The 23,333-nt window shown below is 71.2% G+C and carries 20 protein-coding genes; 10 read left to right on the plus strand and 10 right to left on the minus strand.

What is annotated here, in order from left to right; all coding sequences use genetic code 11:
- Positions 1-16: 16 nt before the first annotated feature.
- From AAD528_RS10290 to AAD528_RS10300, 3 genes are all read right to left on the minus strand, one after another.
- On the minus strand, positions 17-4,150 hold the full coding sequence (locus tag AAD528_RS10290; RefSeq protein ID WP_345751986.1) for an endo-1,4-beta-xylanase: 4,134 nt from the start codon (positions 4,148-4,150) through the stop codon (positions 17-19).
- 132 nt (positions 4,151-4,282) lie between these two features.
- Positions 4,283-5,479 (minus strand): 2-C-methyl-D-erythritol 4-phosphate cytidylyltransferase, encoded by a 1,197-nt coding sequence (gene ispD, locus AAD528_RS10295; RefSeq protein ID WP_345751987.1) that lies wholly within the window; start codon positions 5,477-5,479, stop codon positions 4,283-4,285.
- A gap of 79 nt (positions 5,480-5,558) precedes the next feature.
- Entirely contained in the window at positions 5,559-6,041 is a 483-nt protein-coding gene (locus tag AAD528_RS10300) for a CarD family transcriptional regulator (protein WP_135112401.1), read from the minus strand.
- Positions 6,042-6,253: 212 nt separating this feature from the next.
- On the opposite strand from AAD528_RS10300, the gene AAD528_RS10305 reads away from it, so the two are divergent.
- Complete coding sequence (locus AAD528_RS10305) at positions 6,254-6,790, plus strand: DNA modification methylase (RefSeq protein ID WP_345751988.1); 537 nt, start codon at positions 6,254-6,256, stop codon at positions 6,788-6,790.
- A gap of 91 nt (positions 6,791-6,881) precedes the next feature.
- Here the strand turns inward: AAD528_RS10305 and AAD528_RS10310 are convergent, their stop codons facing one another.
- Entirely contained in the window at positions 6,882-7,565 is a 684-nt protein-coding gene (locus AAD528_RS10310; protein ID WP_345751989.1) for a response regulator, read from the minus strand.
- Positions 7,562-8,764 carry a sensor histidine kinase gene (locus AAD528_RS10315; protein WP_345751990.1) on the minus strand — a complete coding sequence of 401 codons (1,203 nt, stop codon included), beginning with the start codon at positions 8,762-8,764 and terminating at the stop codon, positions 7,562-7,564. Before AAD528_RS10315 ends, AAD528_RS10310 begins: the two co-directional genes overlap by 4 nt.
- Before the next feature lie 183 nt (positions 8,765-8,947).
- Between AAD528_RS10315 and phoU the strand changes: the two genes are divergently transcribed.
- Entirely contained in the window at positions 8,948-9,646 is a 699-nt protein-coding gene (phoU, locus tag AAD528_RS10320) for a phosphate signaling complex protein PhoU (protein ID WP_345751991.1), read from the plus strand.
- A gap of 66 nt (positions 9,647-9,712) precedes the next feature.
- Here the strand turns inward: phoU and AAD528_RS10325 are convergent, their stop codons facing one another.
- Positions 9,713-10,456, minus strand: a complete 744-nt coding sequence (locus tag AAD528_RS10325) for a phosphoglyceromutase (RefSeq protein WP_345751992.1) — start codon at positions 10,454-10,456, stop codon at positions 9,713-9,715.
- A gap of 43 nt (positions 10,457-10,499) precedes the next feature.
- On the opposite strand from AAD528_RS10325, the gene AAD528_RS10330 reads away from it, so the two are divergent.
- The gene (locus AAD528_RS10330) at positions 10,500-11,330 is read left to right on the plus strand and encodes a class I SAM-dependent methyltransferase (protein WP_345751993.1); all 831 of its coding nucleotides are present in this window, start codon (positions 10,500-10,502) and stop codon (positions 11,328-11,330) included.
- Between the two features lie 64 nt (positions 11,331-11,394).
- Here AAD528_RS10330 and AAD528_RS10335 read toward each other — a convergent pair whose 3' ends face one another.
- The 4 genes from AAD528_RS10335 to AAD528_RS10350 form a co-directional block, all read right to left on the minus strand.
- The gene (locus AAD528_RS10335; protein WP_345751994.1) at positions 11,395-12,501 is read right to left on the minus strand and encodes an FUSC family protein; all 1,107 of its coding nucleotides are present in this window, start codon (positions 12,499-12,501) and stop codon (positions 11,395-11,397) included.
- 14 nt (positions 12,502-12,515) lie between these two features.
- Positions 12,516-13,643 carry a CAF17-like 4Fe-4S cluster assembly/insertion protein YgfZ gene (ygfZ, locus tag AAD528_RS10340; RefSeq protein ID WP_345751995.1) on the minus strand — a complete coding sequence of 376 codons (1,128 nt, stop codon included), beginning with the start codon at positions 13,641-13,643 and terminating at the stop codon, positions 12,516-12,518.
- Positions 13,643-14,248 (minus strand): nitrobindin family protein, encoded by a 606-nt coding sequence (locus AAD528_RS10345; RefSeq protein WP_345751996.1) that lies wholly within the window; start codon positions 14,246-14,248, stop codon positions 13,643-13,645. The genes ygfZ and AAD528_RS10345 overlap by 1 nt, the downstream gene beginning before the upstream one ends.
- 223 nt (positions 14,249-14,471) lie before the next feature.
- Positions 14,472-14,762: a hypothetical protein gene (locus AAD528_RS10350; RefSeq protein ID WP_345751997.1), complete on the minus strand. Its 291-nt coding sequence runs from the start codon at positions 14,760-14,762 to the stop codon at positions 14,472-14,474.
- Between the two features lie 170 nt (positions 14,763-14,932).
- Between AAD528_RS10350 and AAD528_RS10355 the strand changes: the two genes are divergently transcribed.
- From AAD528_RS10355 to pstB, 7 genes are all read left to right on the plus strand, one after another.
- A complete protein-coding gene (locus AAD528_RS10355; protein ID WP_345751998.1) occupies positions 14,933-15,622 on the plus strand; it encodes a response regulator transcription factor in 690 nt (229 codons plus the stop codon).
- 128 nt (positions 15,623-15,750) lie between these two features.
- Positions 15,751-17,922 (plus strand): RNA degradosome polyphosphate kinase, encoded by a 2,172-nt coding sequence (locus AAD528_RS10360; RefSeq protein WP_345751999.1) that lies wholly within the window; start codon positions 15,751-15,753, stop codon positions 17,920-17,922.
- Complete coding sequence (locus tag AAD528_RS10365; RefSeq protein ID WP_345752000.1) at positions 17,919-18,860, plus strand: NUDIX hydrolase; 942 nt, start codon at positions 17,919-17,921, stop codon at positions 18,858-18,860. The genes AAD528_RS10360 and AAD528_RS10365 overlap by 4 nt, the downstream gene beginning before the upstream one ends.
- A gap of 246 nt (positions 18,861-19,106) precedes the next feature.
- On the plus strand, positions 19,107-20,228 hold the full coding sequence (locus tag AAD528_RS10370; RefSeq protein WP_345752001.1) for a phosphate ABC transporter substrate-binding protein PstS: 1,122 nt from the start codon (positions 19,107-19,109) through the stop codon (positions 20,226-20,228).
- A 164-nt stretch (positions 20,229-20,392) separates the two neighbouring features.
- On the plus strand, positions 20,393-21,379 hold the full coding sequence (gene pstC, locus AAD528_RS10375; protein WP_345752002.1) for a phosphate ABC transporter permease subunit PstC: 987 nt from the start codon (positions 20,393-20,395) through the stop codon (positions 21,377-21,379).
- Positions 21,379-22,467: a phosphate ABC transporter permease PstA gene (pstA, locus tag AAD528_RS10380; RefSeq protein WP_345752003.1), complete on the plus strand. Its 1,089-nt coding sequence runs from the start codon at positions 21,379-21,381 to the stop codon at positions 22,465-22,467. The genes pstC and pstA overlap by 1 nt, the downstream gene beginning before the upstream one ends.
- A 58-nt stretch (positions 22,468-22,525) precedes the next feature.
- Positions 22,526-23,305: a phosphate ABC transporter ATP-binding protein PstB gene (gene pstB, locus AAD528_RS10385; protein WP_345752004.1), complete on the plus strand. Its 780-nt coding sequence runs from the start codon at positions 22,526-22,528 to the stop codon at positions 23,303-23,305.
- Positions 23,306-23,333 lie beyond the last annotated feature (28 nt).

Consider the following 23,333-nt stretch of genomic DNA (forward strand, 5'->3'; position numbering starts at 1 on the left):
CGCAGGCGTCCGGATCTCAGCGCGCGACCGTCACGGCCCCGCTGGTGCGGGTCAGGGTCGCGTAGCCGGTCGCGGAGCCGGTCACGCGGACGGTGATGCGGTGCCCCTGGTCGGCCGTGCCGAGCTTGTACGACGCACCGGTCGCCCCCTTGATCGCCGTGCCGTCGCGCAGCCACTGGTAGGCGATCTGCGACGGGCGCGGCGACCACGTGCCCGGCTGGACCTTCAGGTGCTTGCCCGACTTCGCCCATCCCGAGATCTTCGGGGTCGGGCCAGAGAACGTCCCGACGGCCACCTTGTCGGTCGTCTTCGACGTCTTCGACACCGAGGCGTAGCCGGTCTTGCCGCCCGTCACCGTGACCGAGATGCGGTGGCCCTTGTCGGCGCCGCGGATCGTGTAGGACGCCTTCGTCGCCCCCGCGATCTTCTTGCCGTCGCTCAGCCACTGGTACTTCAGGGTCACGGGAGCGGGAGCCCATGTGCCGGCCTTCGCGGTGAGGGTCTTGCCGACCTTCGCCGTTCCGGCGATCGCGGGCGTCGGCGTCTTCGTCAGGGCGCCGGCCGCCACCTTCACGGCCGTGCTCGTCGCGCTCGCGGTCGCGTAGTGCGTCCGCGTGCCCGTCACCTTGACGGACAGTGGGCGGCCGTTGTCCGACGAGGTGACGACGTAGGTCGACTTCGTCGCGCCGCCGATCGCCTTGCCGTCGCGCAGCCACTGATAGGCGAACGTCGCGGTCGGCGACCAGGCGGAGACCTTGGCGGTGAGCGTCCTGCCCACGGCCGCGGTGCCCGAGATGGTCGGCGCCTTGGTCGCGAACACGCCCTTGGCCACGGTCAGGCCGAAGGTGGCCGAGCCCGCCTTGTGCCCCGCGTCGCCGTTGTACGCCGCGGTCACGGTGTACGAGCCCGGCACGGGGGCGTCGATCGCGCACGTCGCGACGCCGCCCTCGACCTCGTCCTCGCACACGACCTCGCCTGCGATGCGGAATGAGACGGTGCCCGTCGCGTCGGCCGGCGCGACCATCGCGCTCAGCGTGGCCTTGGCGCCGTACGTCGCACCGACGGCGGCCGCCGTGACGGTGGTGTCGATCGGGCCGGCCTCGGGGGCGGCGACCAGCTGTCCGACGCCCCAGTGCGCGGTGCTCTGGTAGCCGGCGGCCGTCGGGTCGGCCCAGTTCCGGATGCCCGTGCGGGCGCCGTTCGACGCGTCGTTGACCTGGAAGTCCAGGCCGTGGAACGTGCCCTCGCCGCCGTACTCGAGCAGCGAGACGGCCGCCTCGACCACGTACCCGCCCTCGACCGTGGAGGTCTCGGACGTCACGCGCGCCTGCTGGTAGGCCGTGTCGCCGGTGCCGAACGACACCACATTCGCCGCGCTGATGCGGATCTGCGTGTCGTCGTAGCGGTACGAGCCGTTCTTCGCGTTGCCCGGATCGACGTAGATCTCGACCGAGTCCTGCACCCACGGGTCGGATCCGGTGACGTCGACCTGAGGATCGGCGACCTCGGCCAGGACGTAGAGCAGATTGTCCCGCCAGAGCGTGCGCACGGTGGCCGTCGCACCGCCCGAGCCGTCCACCTGCACGTCCGTGGTCACGGCATTCGCCGCGTCCCACAGGCCGTCGTCGACGGCGCCGTCGATCACCGGAGCGTCGTCCGTGCCGATCACCTCGAGGAACGCGAGCGGCTCGACGAGCGTCAGGGTGCCGAGCGCGCCGGGCGAGTTCCACGCCCCGCCGCCGGTCACGCGCACGTCGAATCCGACCGAGTCTCCCTCGCCCGCCTCGCCGAGCGGCAGCTGTGCCACGAGGCGCACCCCGTCGCCGGTGGCGACGGCGTCGACCGGGACGTCGCCGGTACCCGTGCCATCACCGCGCACGGTGTAGATGGTGTCGCCCAGCTCGAGCTCGACCGTCGTGCCGGCGTCGCCGCCGGGCACGTCGACCAGCACCGCGAGCGTGGCATCGTTCCAACGGGCCTGGAAGGTCCCGCCGCCGTCGAGATCGTGCAGCGGCAGTCGCTGCCACTCGGGCGAGGCCGGATCCGCCGGGGCCGCTCCGCCGAACACGTTGGCCGCGCGCAGGCGGTCGCCGAGCTCGCCGCCCGCGGCTCCGTAGTACGCCGGCTTGGCCTTGAGGTCCTCGCCGAACAGCAGCGGGGCGCCGCTCGAGTCGCGCCAGCTGCGGTTGTCGGTGAGGCCCCAGACCGTGGCCGAGAACAGGTCGTGGTCGCGGAACACCTCGAACGCGTCGCGGTAGTAGTAGCCCTGGTCCACCAGCAGCGCCTGCGTCACCGGCGTACCGGTGGTGACGTCGAACTCGGTCACCGCCTGCTCGAGGCCGAGGCCCTCGAACCGGTCGAGCGCACCCGCGAGCGCCGAGACGGGCATGGCCAGGCTGACGTGGAACTGGTGCCCCACGCCGTCGATTGGCACGTCCCGGGCGAGCAGCCGGTCGACCAGCGCGACGTAGCGGTTCTGCTTGCCGTCCTGCTCGGTGTTGTAGTCGTTGATGAACAGCGACACCGGGCGGTCGGATCCCTCGGCCGCGAACTCGCCGTTGAACGCCTCGTCGGCGTACCGGAACGCGAGGTCGATGTACTCCTCGCCGAGGATCCGATACCACTCGCTGCGGCGCAGGCCGTCGGCGAACTCGCCGCTGTCGGAGACGACCTCGTTGACGACGTCGAACGCCGTCAGCGGGTTGGTGTCGGATCCGAACGCGCCCCACGTGCCGCTGAGCGCCTCCGCGACGTCGAAGATGTGCTCGCGCATGCGGTCGCGCAGCACCTGCTTGCCGGCCTCGTCCGCCGCGAGCGGCTGGCCCGAGCCGTCCTGGAAGAACCAGGCCGGGGTCTGGCTGTGCCATACGAGCACGTGCCCGTACAGGTCGAGGTCGTTCTCCGACGCGAAGTCCATCAGGGCCGTCGCCTCGGGGTGGATGCGGAAGGCGCCCTCCGCGTCGTACCAGGCCTCGGGCTTCATGTGGTTCTCGGGCGTGATCTGCGTGAAGTGGCGCAGCAGCAGCTCGGATGCGGATCCGGCCGTCTCGCGCGAGTCGATCGCGACGCCGACCGGGAAGTCCACGGTGCCGGCGAGCGACGGGAGGTCCTCGACCGCGGCGGGCTCCGGGACCTTCACGACGACGTCGTCGATCAGGAAGTCGCTCGTGTTGGTGCCGTTGTAGTTCGTCTCGAAGTACAGCAGCGCCGACTCGGAGTCTGTGGCGTTGAACTTCGCCGTGACCTCGGTCCAGCCGGAGTTCGTGATGCCCGTGAACTGCGCGAGCGTCTTGTAGCTGGTCGACCCGGATGCCGTCTCGGCGAGCGTCAGCCACACCGCGTCGACGGGCCGGCCGTCGGCGAAGCGCACGGCGGCCGAGAGCTCGTACGTCACTCCCGACTGGAGCAGACCGGTGGCGTCGTGGCCGATGCCCGAGCCCTGGCTCGTGCGGGCGCTGACGATGGCCGACTGCACACCGCCGTGGGCGATGTCGCTCAGCGCCACCGTCGGGGCGCCGGATCCGGAGTCGCGGGGACCCCAGCCGTCGAGGCCGGCCTCGAAGTCGCTGTCGATCAGCACGGTGCCCGGCTCCGGGCCCTCGCTCGGCGGCGTGATGTCCTCGGTCGTGATCGTGAGGTCGTCCAGGAGGTACGTGTAGCTCGTCAGACCCGAGATGTCGGCCGTGCCGATGTAGAGCTGGTACGTCTTCGCCTCGTCGGTCGGCTCGTACGTCGCGGTCAGCGTCGTCCACTCGTTGGCCGTGACGGTCGCGTTGCCGCCCCAGCTGTAGTCGGGCTTGAGCACGAAGCGCGCCTGCGTGTCCGGCGTGCCCTCGGCGAGCTTCACCTTGATCGACACCGTGTACCGGTTGCCGGGCGTGAGCGCGCCGGCGGCCGACTGGATGCCGACGTAGTCGCCGGCACGCTCGTTCACCTGCAGAGCGAGGCCGTCGCCGTCGGGGACGTGGGTGAGCGTGCCGGAACCACCGCCCGACTGGCTCCAGCTCCCCAGAGAGCTGTCGTCGAAGTCGATCGTCTCGACGGTCGGGGTGGCGGCCGCCGCGGGAGCCGCGACGGCGCCCCCCGCGATGATGAGTGCGAGTGTGCCGGTGAGGGCACTGATGGCTGTGAATAGCCGGGACCTGCGCATGGCGCTCCTTTGCGCTGCGGGGGAATGTTGCCAACGCCACCATATTGCCGCAGGCGCCGTCCACCGCAAGCGGTTTATCCGACCGTTACCAAGTCGAGTCCGGCTCCGTCCCCGGATCACGCGCGGCGCCGGTCAGGCGCGGTGGATGAGCGCGACCGCGAAGGCCTGCACGCCGGTGCCGGACCCGGTGAACCCGAGCCCGTCCGTCGTGGTCGCGGCCAGCGACACCGGCACACCGCCGAGTGCGGCGGACAGCGCCGCTTCGGCCTCGGCGCGGCGCGGCGCGAACTTCGGGCGGTTCGACTGCAGCTGCACCGCGACGTTCGCGATCGCCCACCCCGCCTCGCCCAGCAGCGCCCGCGTCCGCGCAAGGAAGGCGTCGGCGTGGGCGCCGGCGAACTCGGGACGGGACGTGCCGAAGTGCGTGCCGATGTCGCCCAGACCCGCCGCCGACAGCAGCGCGTCGACGATCGCGTGGGCGACCGCGTCGCCGTCGGAGTGCCCGGACAGCGCCGGCTCGCCCGGCCACTCGAGGCCGGCCAGCCACAGCGATCCGTCGCCGCCGAACGCGTGCACGTCCGTGCCGACGCCGACGCGCGGCAGGCCGTGCGCGGGGGACGCACCCGGCACGGGCGGCACGGGTGCGGCGAAGGCGCGCGCGCGATCCAGGTCCGCCGGCGTGGTGATCTTGAACGCGTGGGCGTCGCCCTCCACGATCGCCACACGGTGGCCCGCGGCCGCGACGAGCGCGGCGTCGTCCGTGTACTCCTCGGATGCCACGGCGTAGGCCGTCTCGAGCACGTCACGGCGGAAGCCCTGCGGCGTCTGCGCGGCGGCGAGCTGCGACCGGTCGACGGCCTCGATGATCCGCTCGTCCTCGACGCGCTTGATGGTGTCGATCACGGGCAGCGCGGGCACCACGCCCCAGCCGGTGCGGTCGACCGCGTCGATCACGCGCGCGAAGACCTCGGGCGACGTCAGCGCGCGCGCCGCGTCGTGCACGAGCACGACCTCGACCGACGGCCACAGCGCCGCGAGCCCCGCGGCGACCGAGGCCTGGCGCGTGGCGCCGCCCGCGACGACGGTCACGAGCGGGGCACGCGACCCGGCCGCCTCGCGGGCATCCGTGAGCGCCTCACCCTCGCGCCCGGCGGGCGCCACGACCACCACCTGCGCCTCGGGCGCCGCGAAGACGCCGCGCAGCGCGTGCCGCAGGATCGTGTGCCCACCCAGGCCGACGAACGCCTTGGGCGCATCCTGGCCGAGACGGGTGCCGGATCCGGCGGCGACGACGATGACGCCGACGCGCGGCGAGGGGGTGAGAGTCACCCCTCCAACGTACCGAGGCCCGCGGAGGCCCGTGCATGCGAAAGCGCCCCGCCGGATCGGCGGGGCGCTTTCGGGAACCTCAGGAAGCCAGGACCTCGTCGAGGACCGTGGCGGCCTTCTCCTCGTCCGTCTTCTCCGCGAGCGCGAGCTCGGAGATCAGGATCTGGCGGGCCTTGGCGAGCATGCGCTTCTCGCCGGCCGACAGGCCGCGATCCTGATCACGGCGCCACAGGTCGCGCACGACCTCGCTGACCTTGATCACATCACCCGAGGCGAGCTTCTCCAGGTTCGCCTTGTAGCGACGCGACCAGTTGGTCGGCTCTTCCGTGAAGGGGGCGCGCAGCACCTCGAAGACCTTGTCCAGACCCTCCTGGCCGATGACGTCTCGAACGCCGACGAGGTCGACGTTCTCCGCGGGGACCTCGATCACGAGGTCACCCTGGGTGACGTTCAGCTTGAGGTAGACCTTCTCTTCACCCTTGATGACGCGGGTCTTGACTTCGGTGATCGTGGCCGCCCCGTGGTGCGGGTATACGACCGTCTCGCCAACCTCAAAAAGCATAGAAATGTGTCCTTTCGGCGACTTCCAGGATACCACAGCCGCCCATGCACTAAGGTTCGCGACCCCTGATCTCCGGGAGCGACACGCGCCTTGTGGCGACTTCCCGGACGCACGCACGCGGGCGCCGAAGCACACCGGGCGCGAGGCGGGCGACCCCCTAGAATGGCTCCCAGGGCCCGCAGCTCGGCGGGGCCGCACGACCTGGAGGTTCCGTGAACTCCCGCATTCTCGCGTCGCTCGCCCTCGGAGCCGTCGTCGCGCTCAGCGCCACCGGCTGCGCCTCGCTGACGCATCAGGCCACCACGATCCCGTACTCGCCGTCCGACGGTGTCAACGTCCCGGCTCCTGAGGGCGCCGCGGCGTCGATCGAGATCCGCAACGCGGTGATCGTGGCCGACGATCAGGGCACCGACGGCAACCTGGTCGCCGCGCTCGTGAACAACACCGACGAGGCCGCCACGCTGAACATCGACTGGGCCAGCCAGACCGCCACCGTGCGCGTGCCCGCGGGCGAGGTCGTCAGCCTCGGCGCCGGCACCGAGGAGCCGCTGCTCCTCGAGGGCATCGATACGGAGCCCGGCACGACCCTGCCGGTCTACTTCCAGTCGGGTGACGCCGAGGGCGTCCTCGCCGAGGTGCCGGTGTTCGACGGCTGCCTCGAGCACTTCGCCGACCTGGTCCCCGGCGGCGAGGAGAGCGACTGCTCGCACCTCGAGCACACCGAGGCGCCGGAGGGCGAAGAGCACTGATCTTCCGCTCACGCCGACGCATCCTCTCGGGCACCCTTCGGGGGCGCCGCTCGCGGCTGCGTACGCGGGTTGAGCTGACGGGAGAGGACGCTCAGCCCTCGAAGCGGTAGCCCAGGCCGCGCACCGTGACGAGCATGACGGGCTCGCTCGGCGTCAGCTCGATGCGCGAGCGGATCCGCTTGATGTGCACGTCGAGCGTCTTGGTGTCGCCGAAGTAGTCGCTGCCCCAGACCCGGTCGATCAGCTGACCGCGCGTGAGCACGCGGCCCGCGTTGCGCATCAGCACCTCGAGCAGCTCGAACTCCTTGAGCGGCATGTTGATCTGCTGACCGTCGACAGCGACCGTGTGGCGGTCGACATCGAGCGTGACGCGTCCGCCCTCGAGCACGCGCTCGTCCAGCTCCGCCTCCGCGTCGGCGGTGCGGCGCAGCACGGCCCGCATCCGGGCGAGCAGCTCGCGGGCCGAGTACGGCTTGGTGACGTAGTCGTCGGCGCCGAGCTCGAGCCCCACGACGATGTCCACCTCGGAGTCCTTCGCCGTCAGCATGATGATGGGCACGCTCGAGGTGGCGCGCACCTGGCGGCAGACCTCGGTGCCGGGCATGCCGGGCAGCATCAGGTCGAGCAGGATCAGGTCGGCGCCCCGCTCGCGGTACGCGCCGAGGGCGGCGGGGCCGTCCTCGGCGATCTCGACCTCGTAACCCTCGCGGCGCAGCAGATAGGCGAGGGGTTCGGCGAGGTCGGGCTCGTCCTCGACCAGGAGCACACGCGTCATTCGCGACCTTTCTTCGCATCCGCGCCGGCGGTGACGGCCGGGCGCTTCCGCTTCTTCTTCATGGGGGAATCGATGAGGGGCGCCTCGCTGAGCGGCAGGCGCACGGTGAACGTGGAGCCGCGGTCGGGCTGCGACCAGAGCCGGATCTCGCCGCCGTGACGCGAGACCGCGTGCTTCACGATCGACAGGCCGAGGCCCGAGCCTCCGGTGCGACGCGAGCGCGCCTGATCGGCGCGGTAGAAGCGCTCGAACACGCGCTGCTGATCGGCCTCGGCGATGCCGATGCCCTGGTCGGCGACGGCGATCTCGACGACACCGGCGGACGCGCGCACGCCCACGCCCACGCGGGATCCGCGGGGCGAGTAGGCGATCGCGTTGGCGATCAGGTTGCCGATCGCCTCCTTCAGGATCTGCGTGTCGCCGCGGACGAACAGGCCGCGATCGCCGCCGCGCACCAGGTCCACGCCGGCCGAATCCGCCTGCACCGCGTGGGCCTCGATCGCCGAGGCCACGACCTCGTCGATCGCGACGTCGCCCACCGAGGTGAGCTCCTCGGCGGCCTGCAGGCGGGAGAGGTTCATGATGCGGCCGGTCAGGCGCCCGAGCCGGTCGGCCTCCGCCGACAGCCGCGCCGTGAACGCGCGCACCTGCGCCGGGTCGTCGGCGGCGAGCTCGATCGCCTCGGCCAGCAGCGTGACGGCGCCGACCGGGGTCTTCAGCTCGTGGCTCGTGTTGGCGATGAAGTCGTGGCGCATCTGCTCAAGACGCTCCTGCTCCGACAGATCGCGCACGAGCAGCAGGATGTACCGCTCGCTCACGCGCGTCGCCCGCGCGGAGATCAGGCGCGACTGCGACGACATCCCGCCGCGACGCAGGCGCAGGTTCTCGGTCTCGGTCGCCCCGGAGCGCGCGGCCCGCACGAGGTCGCGCAGCCCCGTGTGCTCGAGGGGCGCGTCCTTCTCGATGCCGAGCCACGGCGCGGTCGGCGATGTCGCCACCACGAGGCCGGATGCGTCCACGACGGCAGCCGGGTCGTCCATGGCGTCGAGGACGGCCGTGAGCCCGGCCGGCACCGCGCCGTCGGCCTCCCGCTGGGCGCGCGCCCGCGCGCGCATGGCGGCGAACACGATGAGCGACGCGCCGACCCCGATCACCGCCCCGAGAAGCAGAGCGAGCAGCGCAAGCTGCGTGGAGTCCATGCCCTAAGAGTAAAGTCATGGCGAACACCGAGTCGGACGGATCCGCTCCCCGACCGGGCTGCGCCGGAGACTGTTCACCATTCCGGCATCATTCGTTCACCAGCGCTCACGAGAATCGCAGAGAGCGTGCTCGGCGGTCCGACCGCCGGCGGCTCCCGCTGCGACACAGACGAAAGGTCCACGATGCGCGAAGTCTTCCACCAGTCCCTTGAGGACGTGCAGTCCCGTCTCGTCGAGATCGCCGAGCTCGTCACGATCGCCATCGACAAGGCGACGCGTGCGTTCGGAACCAGCGACGTCGCCCTGGCCGAGGAGGTCATCCAGGACGACCGCCTGATCGACGAGCGCACGGTCTCCCTCGACGAGCTGGCCATCGAGATCCTCGCCATGCAGCAGCCGGTCGCACGCGACCTGCGCATCGTCGTCACGGCGCTGCGCGTGAGCGCGTCGCTCGAGCGCATGGGCGACATGGCCGAGCACATCGCCCAGCTGGCGCGCACCCGCTACCCCGACCGCGCGATCCCGAAGGGCCTGAAGGGCACCTTCACCAAGATGGGCGAGCTCGACGTCCAGATCGCGCGCACGCTCACCGAGCTGCTGCGCACGCAGGACCTCTCGATCGCCGAGCACCTGCGCAACAGCGACGACGACGTGGACGAGCTGCACGCCAGCGTGTTCGAGAAGGTGCTCAGCGACAGCTGGCAGGGCGAGGCCGGCGCGACGGTCGACGCCACGCTCGCGAGCCGCTATCACGAGCGCTTCGCCGACCACGCCGTCTCGATCGCGAAGAAGATGATCTACCTCGGGACGGGCGACTGGGCCGGCCTGGAGCACGGCGAGGTCGGCGCCGTCGGCGCCGTCGGCACCGAGGCGACCGCCTGACGCACTGCCGAAGACGACGAAGAGGCGCCGCCCGGGATCATCCGGGCGGCGCCTCTCCGTCTGCGGTTACTTCTTGCCCTGCGAGGCGACCGCGGCGGCGCCGGCGGCCGCGGCTTCCGGGTCGAGGTAGCGGCCCGGGCCGGTCGGCTTCATGTCGTCGTCGAGCTCGTACACGAGCGGGATCCCGGTGGGGATGTTCAGCGCCGCGATGTCGTCGTCGCTGATGCCGTCGAGGTGCTTCACGAGACCGCGCAGCGAGTTGCCGTGCGCCGCGACCAGGACGGTCCTGCCGGCCTTCAGATCCGGGACGATCTCGCCCTCCCAGTACGGCAGCATCCGGTCGATCACGATCTTGAGCGACTCGGTGCCGGGGATCTCGCCGTCCATGCCGACGTAGCGCGGGTCATCCGTCTGCGCGTACTCGTCGGCGGGATCGATCACGGGCGGCGGCACGTCGAACGACCGGCGCCACTCCATGAACTTCTCCTCGCCGAACTGCTCGAGGGTCTGCGCCTTGTCCTTGCCCTGCAGGGCGCCGTAGTGGCGCTCGTTCAGGCGCCACGTGCGCTTCACGGGGATCCACAGCCGGTCGGCGTGGTCGAGCGCGATGTTCGCGGTCTGGATCGCGCGGCTCAGCACCGACGTGTGCACGACGTCGGGGAGCACGCCCTGCTCCTTGAGCAGCTCGCCGCCGCGCTTGGCCTCGGAGCGGCCGAGCTCCGAGAGCCGCACGTCGACCCATCCGGTGAAGAGGTTGAGCGAGTTCCACTCGCTCTGGCCGTGTCGCAGCAGGATCAGGGTGTGTGCCATGCGCTCAGCCTATCGAGGTGGCGGGGCACGGGAGAATGGGGGCATGGCGCGAGCGGCACGGGGTCCCGAGGGACGTCCCACCCGGGGCACGACGGGCACCAACCGGCTGCGCCGCGTCGACCGCTGGATCGCGCATCTGTCCGAGCTGCGCCGCGCGGCCGACCCGCTGGTGGTCGACCTCGGCTACGGCGCCAACGGCGTGACGACGCTCGAGCTCGAGGCGCGGCTGCGGCGCGTGCGCCCCGACGTGGAGCTGCTGGGGCTCGAGATCGACCCCGAGCGCGTCGCCCGCGCGACCGAGCAGCTCGAGGCGACGCGGCGCGGTGAGACGCCGTTCGCGCCGGACGCGCGCGTGGCCTTCGCGCGGGGCGGCTTCGAGATGCCGGTCCCAGGCGGTCGGCGGCCCGCGGTGGTCCGCGCGTTCAACGTGCTGCGCCAGTACGACGAGGGCGACGTCGCCGCCGCGTGGTACCGGATGACGGCGCGGCTCGCGCCCGGCGGCGTGCTCGTCGAGGGCACGTGCGACGAGATCGGCCGGGTCTGCAGCTGGATCGACGTCGCCGCATCCGGCGACCCGCTGCGGTTCACGATCTCGCTGCGCCTGGCAGACCTCGAGCGCCCCGGCATCGTGGCCGAGCGCCTGCCGAAGGCGCTGATCCATCGCAACGTGCCGGGCGAGCGGATCCATGACCTGCTCGCCGCACTGGACCGGGAGTGGGAGCGCGCGGCGGCGCTGGCGTCGTTCGGCGCGACGCAGCGCTGGATGGCCGCGGTCGCGGGGCTGCGCGCCTCCGGCGTCCCCGTGCTCGGCGGCCGCACCCGCTGGCGCTTGGGCGAGCTCACCGTCCCCTGGGACGTGGTGCGCCCCGCCTAGCTCGCACCGCATCTCCTCGTGCGACCGCGCAGCGCGCACATGGGTCGGCGCGGGCGAGGAGAAGTCAGATCCTCGGGATCGCGGCGCGCGCCTGGGCCGGATCCATCCCGGTCGCCACGAGCAGGTCGACCACGAGCGGGCGCATCGCGGACACCAGCGCCTGCTCGCCGAGCGACGCGCCCGGCAGCATCGCCGCGGGGTCCAGGCGCCGGGCGATCGCGAGCAGCGCCTCGCGCGCGATGGGCTCCTGGGCGATGTCGTCGAGCGAGAGGCCCACGATCGTCGCGGCGCGCACCGTCTCGGCGAGCGTCTCGCCCGGCACGGGCAGGGGCCGCCGGTCGTCGGTGACGTACACGATGCGCCGCCCGAGCACGCGCAGGTTGCGCATCGCGAGATCCATCGCCCGCAGCACGCGCGCCTGACGCGCGAGCTCGGCTCGACGCCCGCGGAGGAACGGGGAGATGCGGGCGATCGACTCGCCCGACTCCAGCGCCGTGCGCCACGCGTCGAGTGCCGGCTGCAGCTCACGGGCCTTCTCCAGGCCGCGCTCGGCGCGCAGGCGGTCGCCGCGTCGCAGCGCCGTGACCAGCCGCGCGGCGGCGGCGTCGAAGTCGGCGAAGAACGCCCGTGCGTCGCGCAGCGCCGACGCCACGGGGCTGCGCGGCAGGAGCGCCGTCACGAGCAGGGCGAGCACTCCCCCGAACACGCCGTCCAGCAGGCGCGAGAACGGCAGCGGCCCCAGCGGCAGGATCATCGCGATCGCCGACTGGATCGCCGCCGCGATCGCGAACTGCGGCGAGGGCGACAGGAAGCGCGAGACCAGCATCGTCAGCGCGAGGGCCGCGGCCAGCTGCCACCAGCCGGTGCCGACGACCAGTCGCAGCCCCTCCGACAGCAGGATGCCCGTGAGCATGCCCACGACCGTCTCGAGCACACGCCGCGGCCGGGCGTCGCGCGCGAGGCCGAGGCTCGAGATCGACACCGTCGCCGCGAGCATGGGGGTGTCGTGGCCGAGCACGAGGTGCGCGAGCAGGAACGCGCCCGTCGCGGCGATCACGATCTGCCCGATGGCGAGCCACGACTCGCGCAGGCGCGCGAAACCGGGGCGGGGCGAGAGCCTGCTGCGCCACGTGATGGGGATGGCGGTCGTGTTCGGCTGCGAGTCGGTCATCCCGGATCCGCCCGCTACTTCGCGGGCGGCTGGCTCTCGGCCAGCGGCCGGCGCGACAGGCGGGTGAGGCGGGGCACGGCGGCGGTCGCGCCGGCATCCGCGGGCACGATGATCTCCTGCGCGGCGGCGATCCGGGCGCCGTCGGCCGCGATCTCCAGGGTCGCGTCGGCGGGGACGCGCCGCGCGAGCACCGCGAGGGCGATGGGGCCGAGTTCGTGATGACGCGCGCTGCTGGTGACGTGCCCGACCTCGGAGGGCTCGCCGCCCGGCGTCGGCTGCAGCACCGGGGTGCCGGGCTCTGGCAGCACGCTGTCGCTGCCGTCGAGGTGCAGCAGCGTGAGGCGGCGCGGCGGATGGCCGAGGTTGTGCACCTTCGCGACCGTCTCCTGCCCGCGGTAGCAGCCCTTGTTCAGGTGCACGGCCGTGCGCAGCCAGTCGTACTCGTGCGGGATCGCGCGCTCGTCGACCTCGCGGCCCCAGCGCGGGCGCCATGCGGCGATCCGCAGCGCCTCGGCCGCGAGCAGCCCGGCGCCCTCGAGGTCGTCGAGCCCGGCGTCGGGGGAGACGATCGCCTCGGTCCACGCGTAGTCGGCGCCGGGGTGGGATGCCGTGGCGGCGTACTGCCAGCCGCCCGTCGCGACCTCCCGCCACGGGTCGCTCCACACGAGCGCCAGGCCGTTCGGCCGCTCGGAGACGGCGGTCACGCGCTCTTCGACGGCGCCGCCGGCGACGAATCCCAGCACGGCGAGGTCGTCGCGCGGGCGCACCTCGACCTGCGAGCGGAACCGCATCATGGTGAGCCACTTCGCGAGCCCCGCCGCGTCGCCCGCGTCGGCGATCAGCCAGGTCGAGGACCCGTCGTCGAGCACGGCGGCCTCGTGCTCCACCCGGCCGTGCGGGTCGAGCACGAGCAGCTCGGTCGAGAACCCGGGGGCCAGGCCCGTGAGTGCCTGCGACGTGATGGAGTCGAGCCACGTGAGACGGTCGGGTCCCGCGACCTCGATCACGGCGCGGTCGTCGCGCGGCACGACCGCCGCGCCCGCGGCGAGCCGCCGCTGCTCGCGCACCGGATCGCCGAAGTGCGCGATCCCGTCGTCCGACGTCACGGCGCCGGGACGGTCCGCGAAGCGGGACTCCGGCATCAGGAGACCTTCGCGAGGCGGGCCGAGGCGTGCGAGCCGAGCTCGCGGCCGAGCGCGGCGATGTCCCAGGCCCACAGCAGGTGTCCCTCGACGAGCCCGTACATGCGGGTCGCGGCGGCGTAGTGGCGCGCGCTCGCGGTGCGCACGACCGCGTCGGTCGCGAGGTCGATGCGCGGGCCCTTGACCTGCCCGAGGTAGAGCTCGCTGACGCCGTCGGAGTGCACGAGCGCGACCTCGAGGTCGAAGCCGCCCGCGGCGTTGCGCAGCTGCTCGACGTCGTCGGCCGTGCGGACGATGTCGCTCTCGCGCGGCGGCAGCAGGCCGGGACCGGGCTCGGCCGCGGTCGAGGGGCGCGCGAGGCGCCAGAACCCCGTCTCGGAGTTCAGCGCGCGCGACGGCGTGCCGTCGGAGGACGCGAGAAACGCCGAGGCCGAGTAGTTCAGGTACGGCCCGCCGTCATGGCTGAAGCTGACGCGGTGCGAGAACTCGCCCTCGAAGTGCGTGTCGCCGACCTGATAGTCGATCACGCCGGTGCCCTCCCACACGCCGAGGAGCCACGACAGCGGCGCCAGGTCGGCGGGGAGGTCGGTGGGCAGGTCGATCATGCCGCCGCCTTTCAGCGCTGGCCGCGGAACAGGTTCCAGACCACCGCGCCGGAGATGAAGGCGATCGCCAGGCTGGCGAGGCCCAGCAGCCCGACGAAGAAGAGTTCGAGCGCGACGAGATCCATGAGGCCAGTCTAGCGCCGCGCGCGGACCCGTCGCCCGGCACGGTCGTTCGACGTCGAGCTATTGCGCCCGAGCGGACGCGCGAGGCGTGAGAGGTGGACTAAGCGGGGCTCACGGCGGCGACCACGGTCACCAGGGCGACGATGCCGAGGATCGTGATGCCGCCGAGCGCCGCGACGCTGACCCGGAAGATGAAGCCGCTCGCGCGGCCGTCCACGAGGTGGGCGACGAACGCGAAGATCAGCGCGCCCCCGCCGGCGAGCCCGAACCAGCGGAAGCGCACGTCGACGGGAACGAACATCGCGATCGCCACCGCGACGAGCAGGGCGAAGATCCACGTGGCCGCGATCGCGCCGTACCGGCGCCGCGGGGCGAGCTCTGGGATCGTCATCGCCCCATTGTCCAAGACGACGCCGGATCGGAGCAAACGCCGCCCCCGCAGGAGCCGGGAGCCGCGGCGGACCACCGTTCCGTCCGGCCCTATGATGGGGTCACGATGCGCCCGACCCCGCCGCATCGATGCCAGGGCGCGGATCCCCACCCGCGCCGGAAGGACATCGCTTGGCCCAGCTGCTTGTCTTGAGCTCCGCACCTGGAGGGAGCACCGTCCTGCCTGCGCTCGAGCTGCTGAGCCACCGCGTGCGGCAGATCCCCGCGGAGCCGGCGCAGCTGGTCAACGCCCCGAGCGCCGACGTGATCTTCGTCGACGCGCGCTCGGATCTGGTGGGCGCGAAGTCGCTCTGCAAGATCCTCAACACCACGGGCCTCGACGCCCCGCTCGTGCTCGTGGTGACCGAGGGCGGGCTGACCGCGGTGTCCACCGACTGGGGCATCGATGACGTCATCCTGGTCACGGCCGGCCCCGCCGAGGTCGACGCGCGCGTGCGCCTCGCGATCGGGCGCCAGGCGACCGAGCAGGTGTCGACGCGCATCCAGACGTCCGGCATCACGATCGACGAGTCCTCCTATTCCGCCAAGGTGCACGGCAAGCCGCTCGATCTCACCTACAAGGAGTTCCAGCTGCTGCACTTCTTCGCCACGCACCCGTCGCGGGTGTTCACGCGCGAGCAGCTGCTGAGCGAGGTGTGGGGCTACGACTACTTCGGCGGCACGCGCACGGTCGACGTGCACGTCCGGCGCCTGCGCGCCAAGCTCGGCGACCTCGAGCAGCTGATCGGCACGGTCCGCAACGTGGGCTACCGCTTCAACGTCTACGAGGACGACCAGCTGCCCGCAGCGACGCAGGGCTGAACCCTCTCCCTGCCGCCGACCGGCCGTGCCCCGTGCGAGCGCGAGCGCGCCGCGGATGCGGCCGCAGACAAACGGCTGCCTGAGCAGACGGCGGCGTGAGTTAACAAGACAGTGGCAGGATGTCGGGCATGATCGACTCCGCCATCGTGGACACCGGCATCGGCGACGCCGAGGACGACGACTTCGACGCCGCGGTGGAGGCGCCCGACGCGCAGCTGCCCGAGAACCGGTACCTCGACCGCGAGCTGAGCTGGCTGGCGTTCAACCAGCGCGTGCTCGAGCTCGCGGAGGACGCGACCCTGCCGCTGCTGGAGCGCGCGAACTTCCTGGCGATCTTCGCGAGCAACCTCGACGAGTTCTTCATGGTGCGCGTGGCGGGCCTGAAGCGCCGCATCGTCACAGGCCTCGCGGTCCCCACGAACGTGGGCGTGGCGCCGGCCGAGGCGCTGGCGGCCATCTCGGCCGAGGCGCACGCCCTGCAGCTGCGCCACGCGAAGGCATGGAACGACCAGGTGCGCCCGGCGCTCGCCGACTCGGGCATCGAGGTCGTGAGCTGGGACGCGCTGAACCAGTCCGAGCGCACGGCCCTGTACGACTACTTCCACGCGAAGGTCTTCCCGGTCCTGATGCCGCTGGCGGTCGACCCGGCGCACCCGTTCCCCTACATCTCCGGGCTCTCGCTGAACCTGGCGATCCGGATCCGGAACGCCCGCACCGGCCGGCAGGAGTTCGCGCGCCTGAAGGTGCCGCCGATGATGCCGCGCTACGTCGAGGTGCCGGACGCCGACTCCCAGCGGATGCGCTTCCTGCCGCTCGAGGAGCTCATCGCGCAGCACCTGGAGGACCTCTTCCCCGGCATGGAGGTGCTGGATCACCACACGTTCCGCCTGACGCGCAACGAGGACATGGTGATCGAGGAGGACGAGACCGAGAACCTCATCCAGGCGCTCGAGGCCGAGCTGCTGCGGCGCCGCTTCGGCCCGCCGATCCGCCTCGAGATCACCGACGACATGGACGACGTGACGCTCGACCTCCTGATCAAGGAGCTCGACATCACCGAGCAGGAGGTCTACCGCCTCCCCGGTCCGCTCGACCTGCGCGCGCTGTTCGCGCTCTCGGGCCTCAAGCGGCCCGAGCTGCGCTATGCGCCGCACGTGCCGACCACGGCGCTGCCGTTCCAGCCCGTCGACCAGGAGGCGCGCGCCGACATCTTCGCGGCCATCCGGAAGGCGGATGTGCTCGTGCACCACCCCTACGAGTCGTTCGCGACGAGCGTGCAGGCGTTTCTCGAGCAGGCGGCACGGGACCCGCATGTGCTCGCCATCAAGCAGACGCTCTACCGCACGTCGGGCGACAGCCCGATCGTGCAGGCGCTGATCGATGCGGCCGAGGCCGGCAAGCAGGTGCTCGCGCTGGTCGAGATCAAGGCACGCTTCGACGAGGCCAACAACATCGTCTGGGCGCGCAAGCTCGAGAAGGCCGGCGTGCACGTGGTCTACGGCCTCGTGGGCCTCAAGACCCACAGCAAGCTCGCTCTCGTGATCCGCGAGGAGAAGGGCGAGCTGCGCCACTACAGCCACGTGGGCACGGGCAACTACAACCCGAAGACCAGCCGCCTGTACGAGGACTTCGGCCTGTTCACGACCGATCCGCTGGTCGGCCGCGACCTCACGCGCCTGTTCAACGAGCTGAGCGGCTACGCGATCGAGAAGAAGTTCAAGCGGCTGCTGGTCGCGCCCCTGCACCTGCGCAAGGGCCTCATCCGGCTGATCGACCGCGAGCGCCGCAACGCGCAGGCCGGCAAGCCCGCGCGCGTGCGCATCAAGGTCAACTCGATGGTCGACGAGCAGATCATCGACGCGCTGTATCGCGCGAGCATCGCGGGCGTGAAGGTCGAGGTGTGGGTGCGCGGCATCTGCTCGCTGCGCACCGACCTGCCGGGCGTGACCGACAACATCACGGTGCGCTCGATCCTCGGCCGCTATCTCGAGCACTCGCGCATCTTCGCGTTCGAGAACGACGGCGACCCCGAGGTCTACATCGGCAGCGCCGACATGATGCACCGCAACCTCGACCGCCGCGTCGAGGCGCTCGTGCGCGTGGCGGCGCCCAAGCACGTCAGCGAGCTGCTGAACCTGTTCGAGCTCGCGATGGACGAGCGCGTCAGCTCGTGGCACCTCGGCGAGGGCGGGGTGTGGACGCGCCACAGCCTGGACGAGAAGGGCAAGCCCCTCGTCGACCTGCAGGATCGCCGGATGTCCGCCGTCAAGCGCCGCCGTCAGGCGCGCGCCATCCGATGACCGTCGATCTCGCCGTCTACGCCGCCGGCGGCGTCGTCTGGCGCCTGACCGACGGCAAGCTGCGCGTGCTGCTGATCCACCGCACGAGGTACCGCGACGTGACGCTGCCCAAGGGCAAGGTCGACCCGGGCGAGATGCTCGCCGAGACCGCCGTGCGCGAGATCTTCGAGGAGACGGGCATCCGCACCTCCCTGGGCGCCCCGCTCGGCGTCTCGCACTACCGCCTGCCGAACGGCAAGCAGAAGATCGTGCACTACTGGTCCGCTCCGGCGACGGACCAGGCGATCCGGGCGAGCGCGTTCGTGCCGAACGACGAGGTCTCCGGGGTCGAGTGGGTGAGCCTGAAGAAGGCCCACGCGCGCCTCAGCTACCCGGTCGACGTCGAGATCCTCGAGCACTTCGAGCGCCTGGTGGACGACGGCGTGCTGCACACGTTCCCGGTGATCGCGCTGCGGCACGGCAAGGCGGTCTCCCGCGACGACTGGAACGGCCGCGATGCGCTGCGCCCCCTCCAGCCGCGCGGCAAGGCCCAGGCGAAGGCCGTCGTGGGCGCGCTGCGCGCGTTCGGCGTGCGGCGGATCGTGTCGAGCACGGCCGTGCGCTGCGTCACGACGGTGGCGCCGCTGTCGAAGGCGCTGGGGCGCCGCATCGACGAGACGGATCTGATCAGCCAGGACGCCTGGGAGGACGGGACCTCCGACGTGCGCGAGGTCGCCGGTCGCCGAGTGCGCGCCGGCAAGCCCGCCGTGCTGTGCAGTCACGGCCCCGTGCTGCCGGACATCTTGACCGAGCTGGCGCTCGCGACGGGCACCATGCGCGGCTCGTACCTGTCGGATGCCGCGTCGCTCGAGACCGGCGCGTTCAGCGTCGTGCACATCTCGGCGACCAACCCCGGATCAGGCATCGTGGCGATCGAGACGCACGCCCCGAAGGTCTGAGCATCGCTTCGGCTCGCCGCGCTCGCTCAGCGGCCGGTCGTCGAGGGCGGCCAAGCCGGGTCGAGACGACAGGCTCGAAAGTGGGAGATCGCCGTGGATCGGGGCGCCTATGCGGGATCGATGCGGGCAGTTCACCTCCCGTTCACCAATGCACCGCAGTCTCGTCACCGCCCTCTCCTACGGTCACGATGTGCCCTGCGACCCGGCGGGGACGTCCCTGAATCCCTGATCTCGAACGGATACACAGTGAAGCTCACCCGTCTCACCAGCATCGCCGCCCTCGGCGCGGTCGCCGCGCTCACTCTCGCCGGCTGCGCCGCGAACGAGACCGCCCCCGACACCGACCCGGGCGCGAGCGCTCCGGCCGGCGAGGAGACCACCGCCACGCTCAGCGGCACGATCGAGGCCACCGGCGCCTCCTCGCAGGGCTCGGCTCAGGAGGCCTGGGTCGCGGAGTTCCAGACCGCCAACCCCGAGGCCAACGTGCTCTACGAGGCCACCGGATCGGGCGTCGGCCGCGACAACTTCAAGGCCGGTGCGTCGAACTTCATCGGCTCCGACCGCGCCTTCAAGATCGAGGAGATCGAGGAGGGCGGCTTCGGCGCCTGCACCTCGGACGACATCGTCGAGGTCCCGAACTACATCTCGCCGATCGCGGTCGCGTTCAACCTCGGCGACATCGAGACCCTGAACCTCGACGCCGACACGATCGCCAAGATCTTCAACGGCGACATCACGTCGTGGGACGACGAGGCCATCGCCGCCCTGAACGAGGGCGTCGAGCTGCCCGCCACGACCATCACGCCGGTGCACCGCGCCGACGCGTCGGGCACGCAGGAGACCTTCCAGAACTACCTCGCCGCCACGGCCCCCGACGTGTGGACCCACGAGGTCTCGGACGAGTGGCCGCTGCAGAGCGGTGAGGGCGCCGACGGCACCTCGGGCGTCGTCGACGCCATCGCCGCGGGCGACGGCTACATCGGCTTCGCCGACGCGTCGCGCACCAGCGAGCTCGGCCAGGTGGCCGTGCAGAACGGCGACGAGTTCATCTCGTACTCGGCCGACGCCGCCGCGGCGCTCGTCGAGGCCTCGCCGCTCGAGGAGGGCCGCCAGCCCCACGACCTCGCGTTCGCCGTCGACCCGGCCGCAGCTCCCGCCGGTTCGTACCCGATCGCGCTGGTGTCGTACCTCATCGGCTGCGTCGAGTACGAGGACCCCGAGGTCGCCAGCCTGGTCAAGGGCTACTTCCACTTCGTGACCTCGGAGGAGGGCCAGCAGATCGGCGCGGAGGCCGCCGGTGCCGCCCCGCTGTCCGCGGACCTGTCGGCCAAGGTCGCCACGGCGATCGACGCCATCGTCACGGAGTGACCCTGACCGCCTGATCCTCGAATCAGCAACGCCGGTGCCCTCGCGCCTCTCCCTTCGTGGGATCCTCGGTTCCGAGGAGCGCGAGGGCACCGGCACTTGTCTGACACAGCCCGGCATCACGCCAGCCTTCAGCACGAACCCGAACACCTGAGGAGCGGGACCCCATGACCACGACCACGAGGGAACCCGAGGCGCCCGCCTCGGAGCCCGCCCAGCCGCCGAAGGCCGTGAAGCGGCCGGGCGACATCATCTTCTCGGGCACCGCGCTCGGCTCGGGCCTGATCATCCTGATCGTGCTCGCGGCGGTCGCGCTGTTCCTGATCATCCAGTCGCTGCCGGCCTTCAAGCCGGACACCAGCGACAACAACATCCTCAAGGGCCAGCCGTTCCTCGAGTGGGTCTGGCCGCTCGTGTTCGGCACGATCTGGGCCTCGGCGATCGCCCTCGTGATCGCGATGCCGATCGCCCTGGGCATCGCGCTGTTCATCTCGCACTACGCGCCGCGCAAGCTGGCCGGCGTGATCGGCTACATGATCGACCTCCTGGCCGCGGTGCCCTCGGTCGTGTTCGGCCTGTGGGGCGCGTTGACCTTCGCGCCGATCCTCGTGCCGTTCTACAAGTGGCTCAACGCCAACCTGGGCTGGATCCCGCTGTTCGCGGTCGACGAGGGCACGGCCCCGTCGGGCTCGGGCAAGACGATCCTGACCGCCGGTCTCGTCCTCGCGGTCATGATCCTGCCGATCATCACCGCGATCTGCCGCGAGATCTTCCTGCAGACGCCGAAGCTGCACGAGGAGGCCGCGCTGGCCCTCGGCGCGACGCGCTGGGAGATGATCCGGATGGCCGTGCTGCCGTTCGCGCGCAGCGGCATCGTGTCGGCGGCCATGCTGGGTCTCGGCCGCGCGCTCGGCGAGACCATGGCCGTGGCCATGGTGCTCGCGCCGTCGTCGCTCGTGACCTTCCAGCTGCTCAGCACGGTCAATCCCTCGACCATCCCCGCCACGATCGCCCTGCGCTTCCCCGAGGCGCACGGCGATGGCACCGCGACGCTCGTCGCGGCGGGCCTGATCCTGTTCGTGGTGACCTTCGCGGTCAACTTCGTGGCGCGCTGGATCGTCTCGCGCCGCGCCGAGTTCTCTGGAGCGAACTGATGACCGCCACCGCCTCCGCCCCTCGCACGGCGGCCCCGTCGCTCCGCTCCGGCCACATGCCGGCCAGCATGCCGTGGATGCTGCTCGCGTTCTCGATGTTCGTCGCGGGCGTCGTGTTCGCGCTGCTGAACACCAGCGGCGACATCGCGCAGTTCAACATCGCCGGCACGCTGCTGCTCGGCATGGTGATCTACCTGATCGCGATCGGCGTGTTCTCGAGCATCGCCGAGAGCCGCCGGCACGCGGTCGACCGCGTCATGACGGCCCTCGTGGTGACCGCGTTCGTCCTCGCGCTGCTGCCGCTCGTCTCGCTCCTGTACACGGTGATCGTCGAGGGCTTCGCGCGCCTGGACGGCACGTTCTTCAGCAACTCGATGCGCAACGTGGTGGGTGCCGGCGGCGGCGCCGTGCACGCCATCTGGGGCACGGTGCTCGTCACGCTCGTCGCGACGGTCATCTCCGTGCCGATCGGCATCATGACCGCGATCTACCTCGTCGAGTACGGCCGCGGCAAGATCGCCCGCACGATCACGTTCCTCGTCGACGTCATGACGGGCATCCCGTCGATCGTCGCGGGTCTGTTCATCTACGCGGTGTTCTCGCTGTTCATCCGGCCCGGCATCTCGTTCGGCTTCATGGGCGCGCTGGCCCTGACCGTCCTGATGATCCCGGTCGTGGTGCGCGGCACCGAGGAGATGCTGCGGATCGTGCCGAACGAGCTGCGCGAGGCCTCGTACGCGCTCGGCGTGCCGAAGTGGCTGACGATCGCGAAGGTCGTGCTGCCCACGGCCATCACGGGCATCACCACCACGGTCATGCTGTCGATCTCGCGCGTCATCGGCGAGACCGCGCCCCTGGTCCTCACGTCGGGCATCACGCCGAATCTGAACGTCAACCTGTTCGACGATCCGATGATGACGCTGCCGGTGTTCGCGTTCTTCAGCTACGACCAGCCCGGCGTCGACGTGCAGGCCTACCTCGACCGCGCGTGGGCGGCCGCGCTCACCCTCATCCTCATCGTCATGGTCCTCAACCTCGGCGCGCGACTGATCGCCAAGGTGTTCGCCCCCAAGATGACCGGCCGCTGACCAGGCCCGACTGCGTCAGCTTCAGACTGCTTCAGACTGCGAAAAGAAAGAGACCCAGGTGTCCAAGAGCATCGAAGTCAACGACCTCGACGTCTACTACGGCGACTTCCTCGCCGTGGAGGGCGTGTCCATCGACATCCAGCCGCGCACCGTGACGGCCTTCATCGGCCCGTCGGGCTGCGGAAAGTCCACGTTCCTGCGCACGCTCAACCGCATGCACGAGGTGATCCCCGGCGCCTACGTCAAGGGCGAGGTGCTGCTGGACGGCGAGGACCTGTACGGAAACGGCGTCGACCCCGTGATGGTGCGCCGCCAGGTGGGCATGGTCTTCCAGCGCCCGAACCCGTTCCCGACCATGTCGATCCGCGAGAACGTGCTGGCGGGCGTGAGCCTCAACAACAAGCGCCTGTCCAAGAGCGACGCCGACGACCTCGTAGAGAAGTCGCTGCGCGGCGCGAACCTCTGGAACGAGGTCAAGGACCGCCTCGAGAAGCCCGGATCGGGCCTGTCGGGCGGACAGCAGCAGCGTCTGTGCATCGCGCGCACGATCGCGGTCTCGCCCCAGGTGATCCTGATGGACGAGCCGTGCTCGGCCCTCGACCCGATCTCGACCTTCGCGATCGAGGAGCTCATCTCGGAGCTCAAGAACGACTTCACGGTCGTGATCGTGACGCACAACATGCAGCAGGCCTCGCGCGTGAGCGACAAGACCGCGTTCTTCAACATCGCGGGCACGGGCAAGCCGGGAAAGCTCATCGAGTACAACGACACCGCGACGATCTTCACGACGCCGTCGGTGCAGGCGACCGAGGACTACGTCTCGGGCCGCTTCGGTTGATGTGATCGTGTGACGCGGTCGGCCTCGC

Source organism: Microbacterium rhizophilum (assembly GCF_039605615.1).
Classification (GTDB): domain Bacteria; phylum Actinomycetota; class Actinomycetes; order Actinomycetales; family Microbacteriaceae; genus Microbacterium; species Microbacterium rhizophilus.

What these genes read in the sequence shown, in the direction of transcription:
- AAD528_RS10290 (WP_345751986.1), bottom strand. Translation starts at nt 4,150, where the DNA reads ATGCGCAGGTCCCGGCTATTCACAGCCATCAGTGCCCTCACCGGCACA.
- AAD528_RS10300 (WP_135112401.1), bottom strand. Translation starts at nt 6,041, where the DNA reads ATGCTTTTTGAGGTTGGCGAGACGGTCGTATACCCGCACCACGGGGCG.
- AAD528_RS10310 (WP_345751989.1), bottom strand. Translation starts at nt 7,565, where the DNA reads ATGACGCGTGTGCTCCTGGTCGAGGACGAGCCCGACCTCGCCGAACCC.
- AAD528_RS10315 (WP_345751990.1), bottom strand. Translation starts at nt 8,764, where the DNA reads ATGGACTCCACGCAGCTTGCGCTGCTCGCTCTGCTTCTCGGGGCGGTG.
- phoU (WP_345751991.1), top strand. Translation starts at nt 8,948, where the DNA reads ATGCGCGAAGTCTTCCACCAGTCCCTTGAGGACGTGCAGTCCCGTCTC.
- AAD528_RS10325 (WP_345751992.1), bottom strand. Translation starts at nt 10,456, where the DNA reads ATGGCACACACCCTGATCCTGCTGCGACACGGCCAGAGCGAGTGGAAC.
- AAD528_RS10330 (WP_345751993.1), top strand. Translation starts at nt 10,500, where the DNA reads ATGGCGCGAGCGGCACGGGGTCCCGAGGGACGTCCCACCCGGGGCACG.
- AAD528_RS10335 (WP_345751994.1), bottom strand. Translation starts at nt 12,501, where the DNA reads ATGACCGACTCGCAGCCGAACACGACCGCCATCCCCATCACGTGGCGC.
- ygfZ (WP_345751995.1), bottom strand. Translation starts at nt 13,643, where the DNA reads ATGCCGGAGTCCCGCTTCGCGGACCGTCCCGGCGCCGTGACGTCGGAC.
- AAD528_RS10345 (WP_345751996.1), bottom strand. Translation starts at nt 14,248, where the DNA reads ATGATCGACCTGCCCACCGACCTCCCCGCCGACCTGGCGCCGCTGTCG.
- AAD528_RS10350 (WP_345751997.1), bottom strand. Translation starts at nt 14,762, where the DNA reads ATGACGATCCCAGAGCTCGCCCCGCGGCGCCGGTACGGCGCGATCGCG.
- AAD528_RS10360 (WP_345751999.1), top strand. Translation starts at nt 15,751, where the DNA reads ATGATCGACTCCGCCATCGTGGACACCGGCATCGGCGACGCCGAGGAC.
- AAD528_RS10365 (WP_345752000.1), top strand. Translation starts at nt 17,919, where the DNA reads ATGACCGTCGATCTCGCCGTCTACGCCGCCGGCGGCGTCGTCTGGCGC.
- pstC (WP_345752002.1), top strand. Translation starts at nt 20,393, where the DNA reads ATGACCACGACCACGAGGGAACCCGAGGCGCCCGCCTCGGAGCCCGCC.
- pstA (WP_345752003.1), top strand. Translation starts at nt 21,379, where the DNA reads ATGACCGCCACCGCCTCCGCCCCTCGCACGGCGGCCCCGTCGCTCCGC.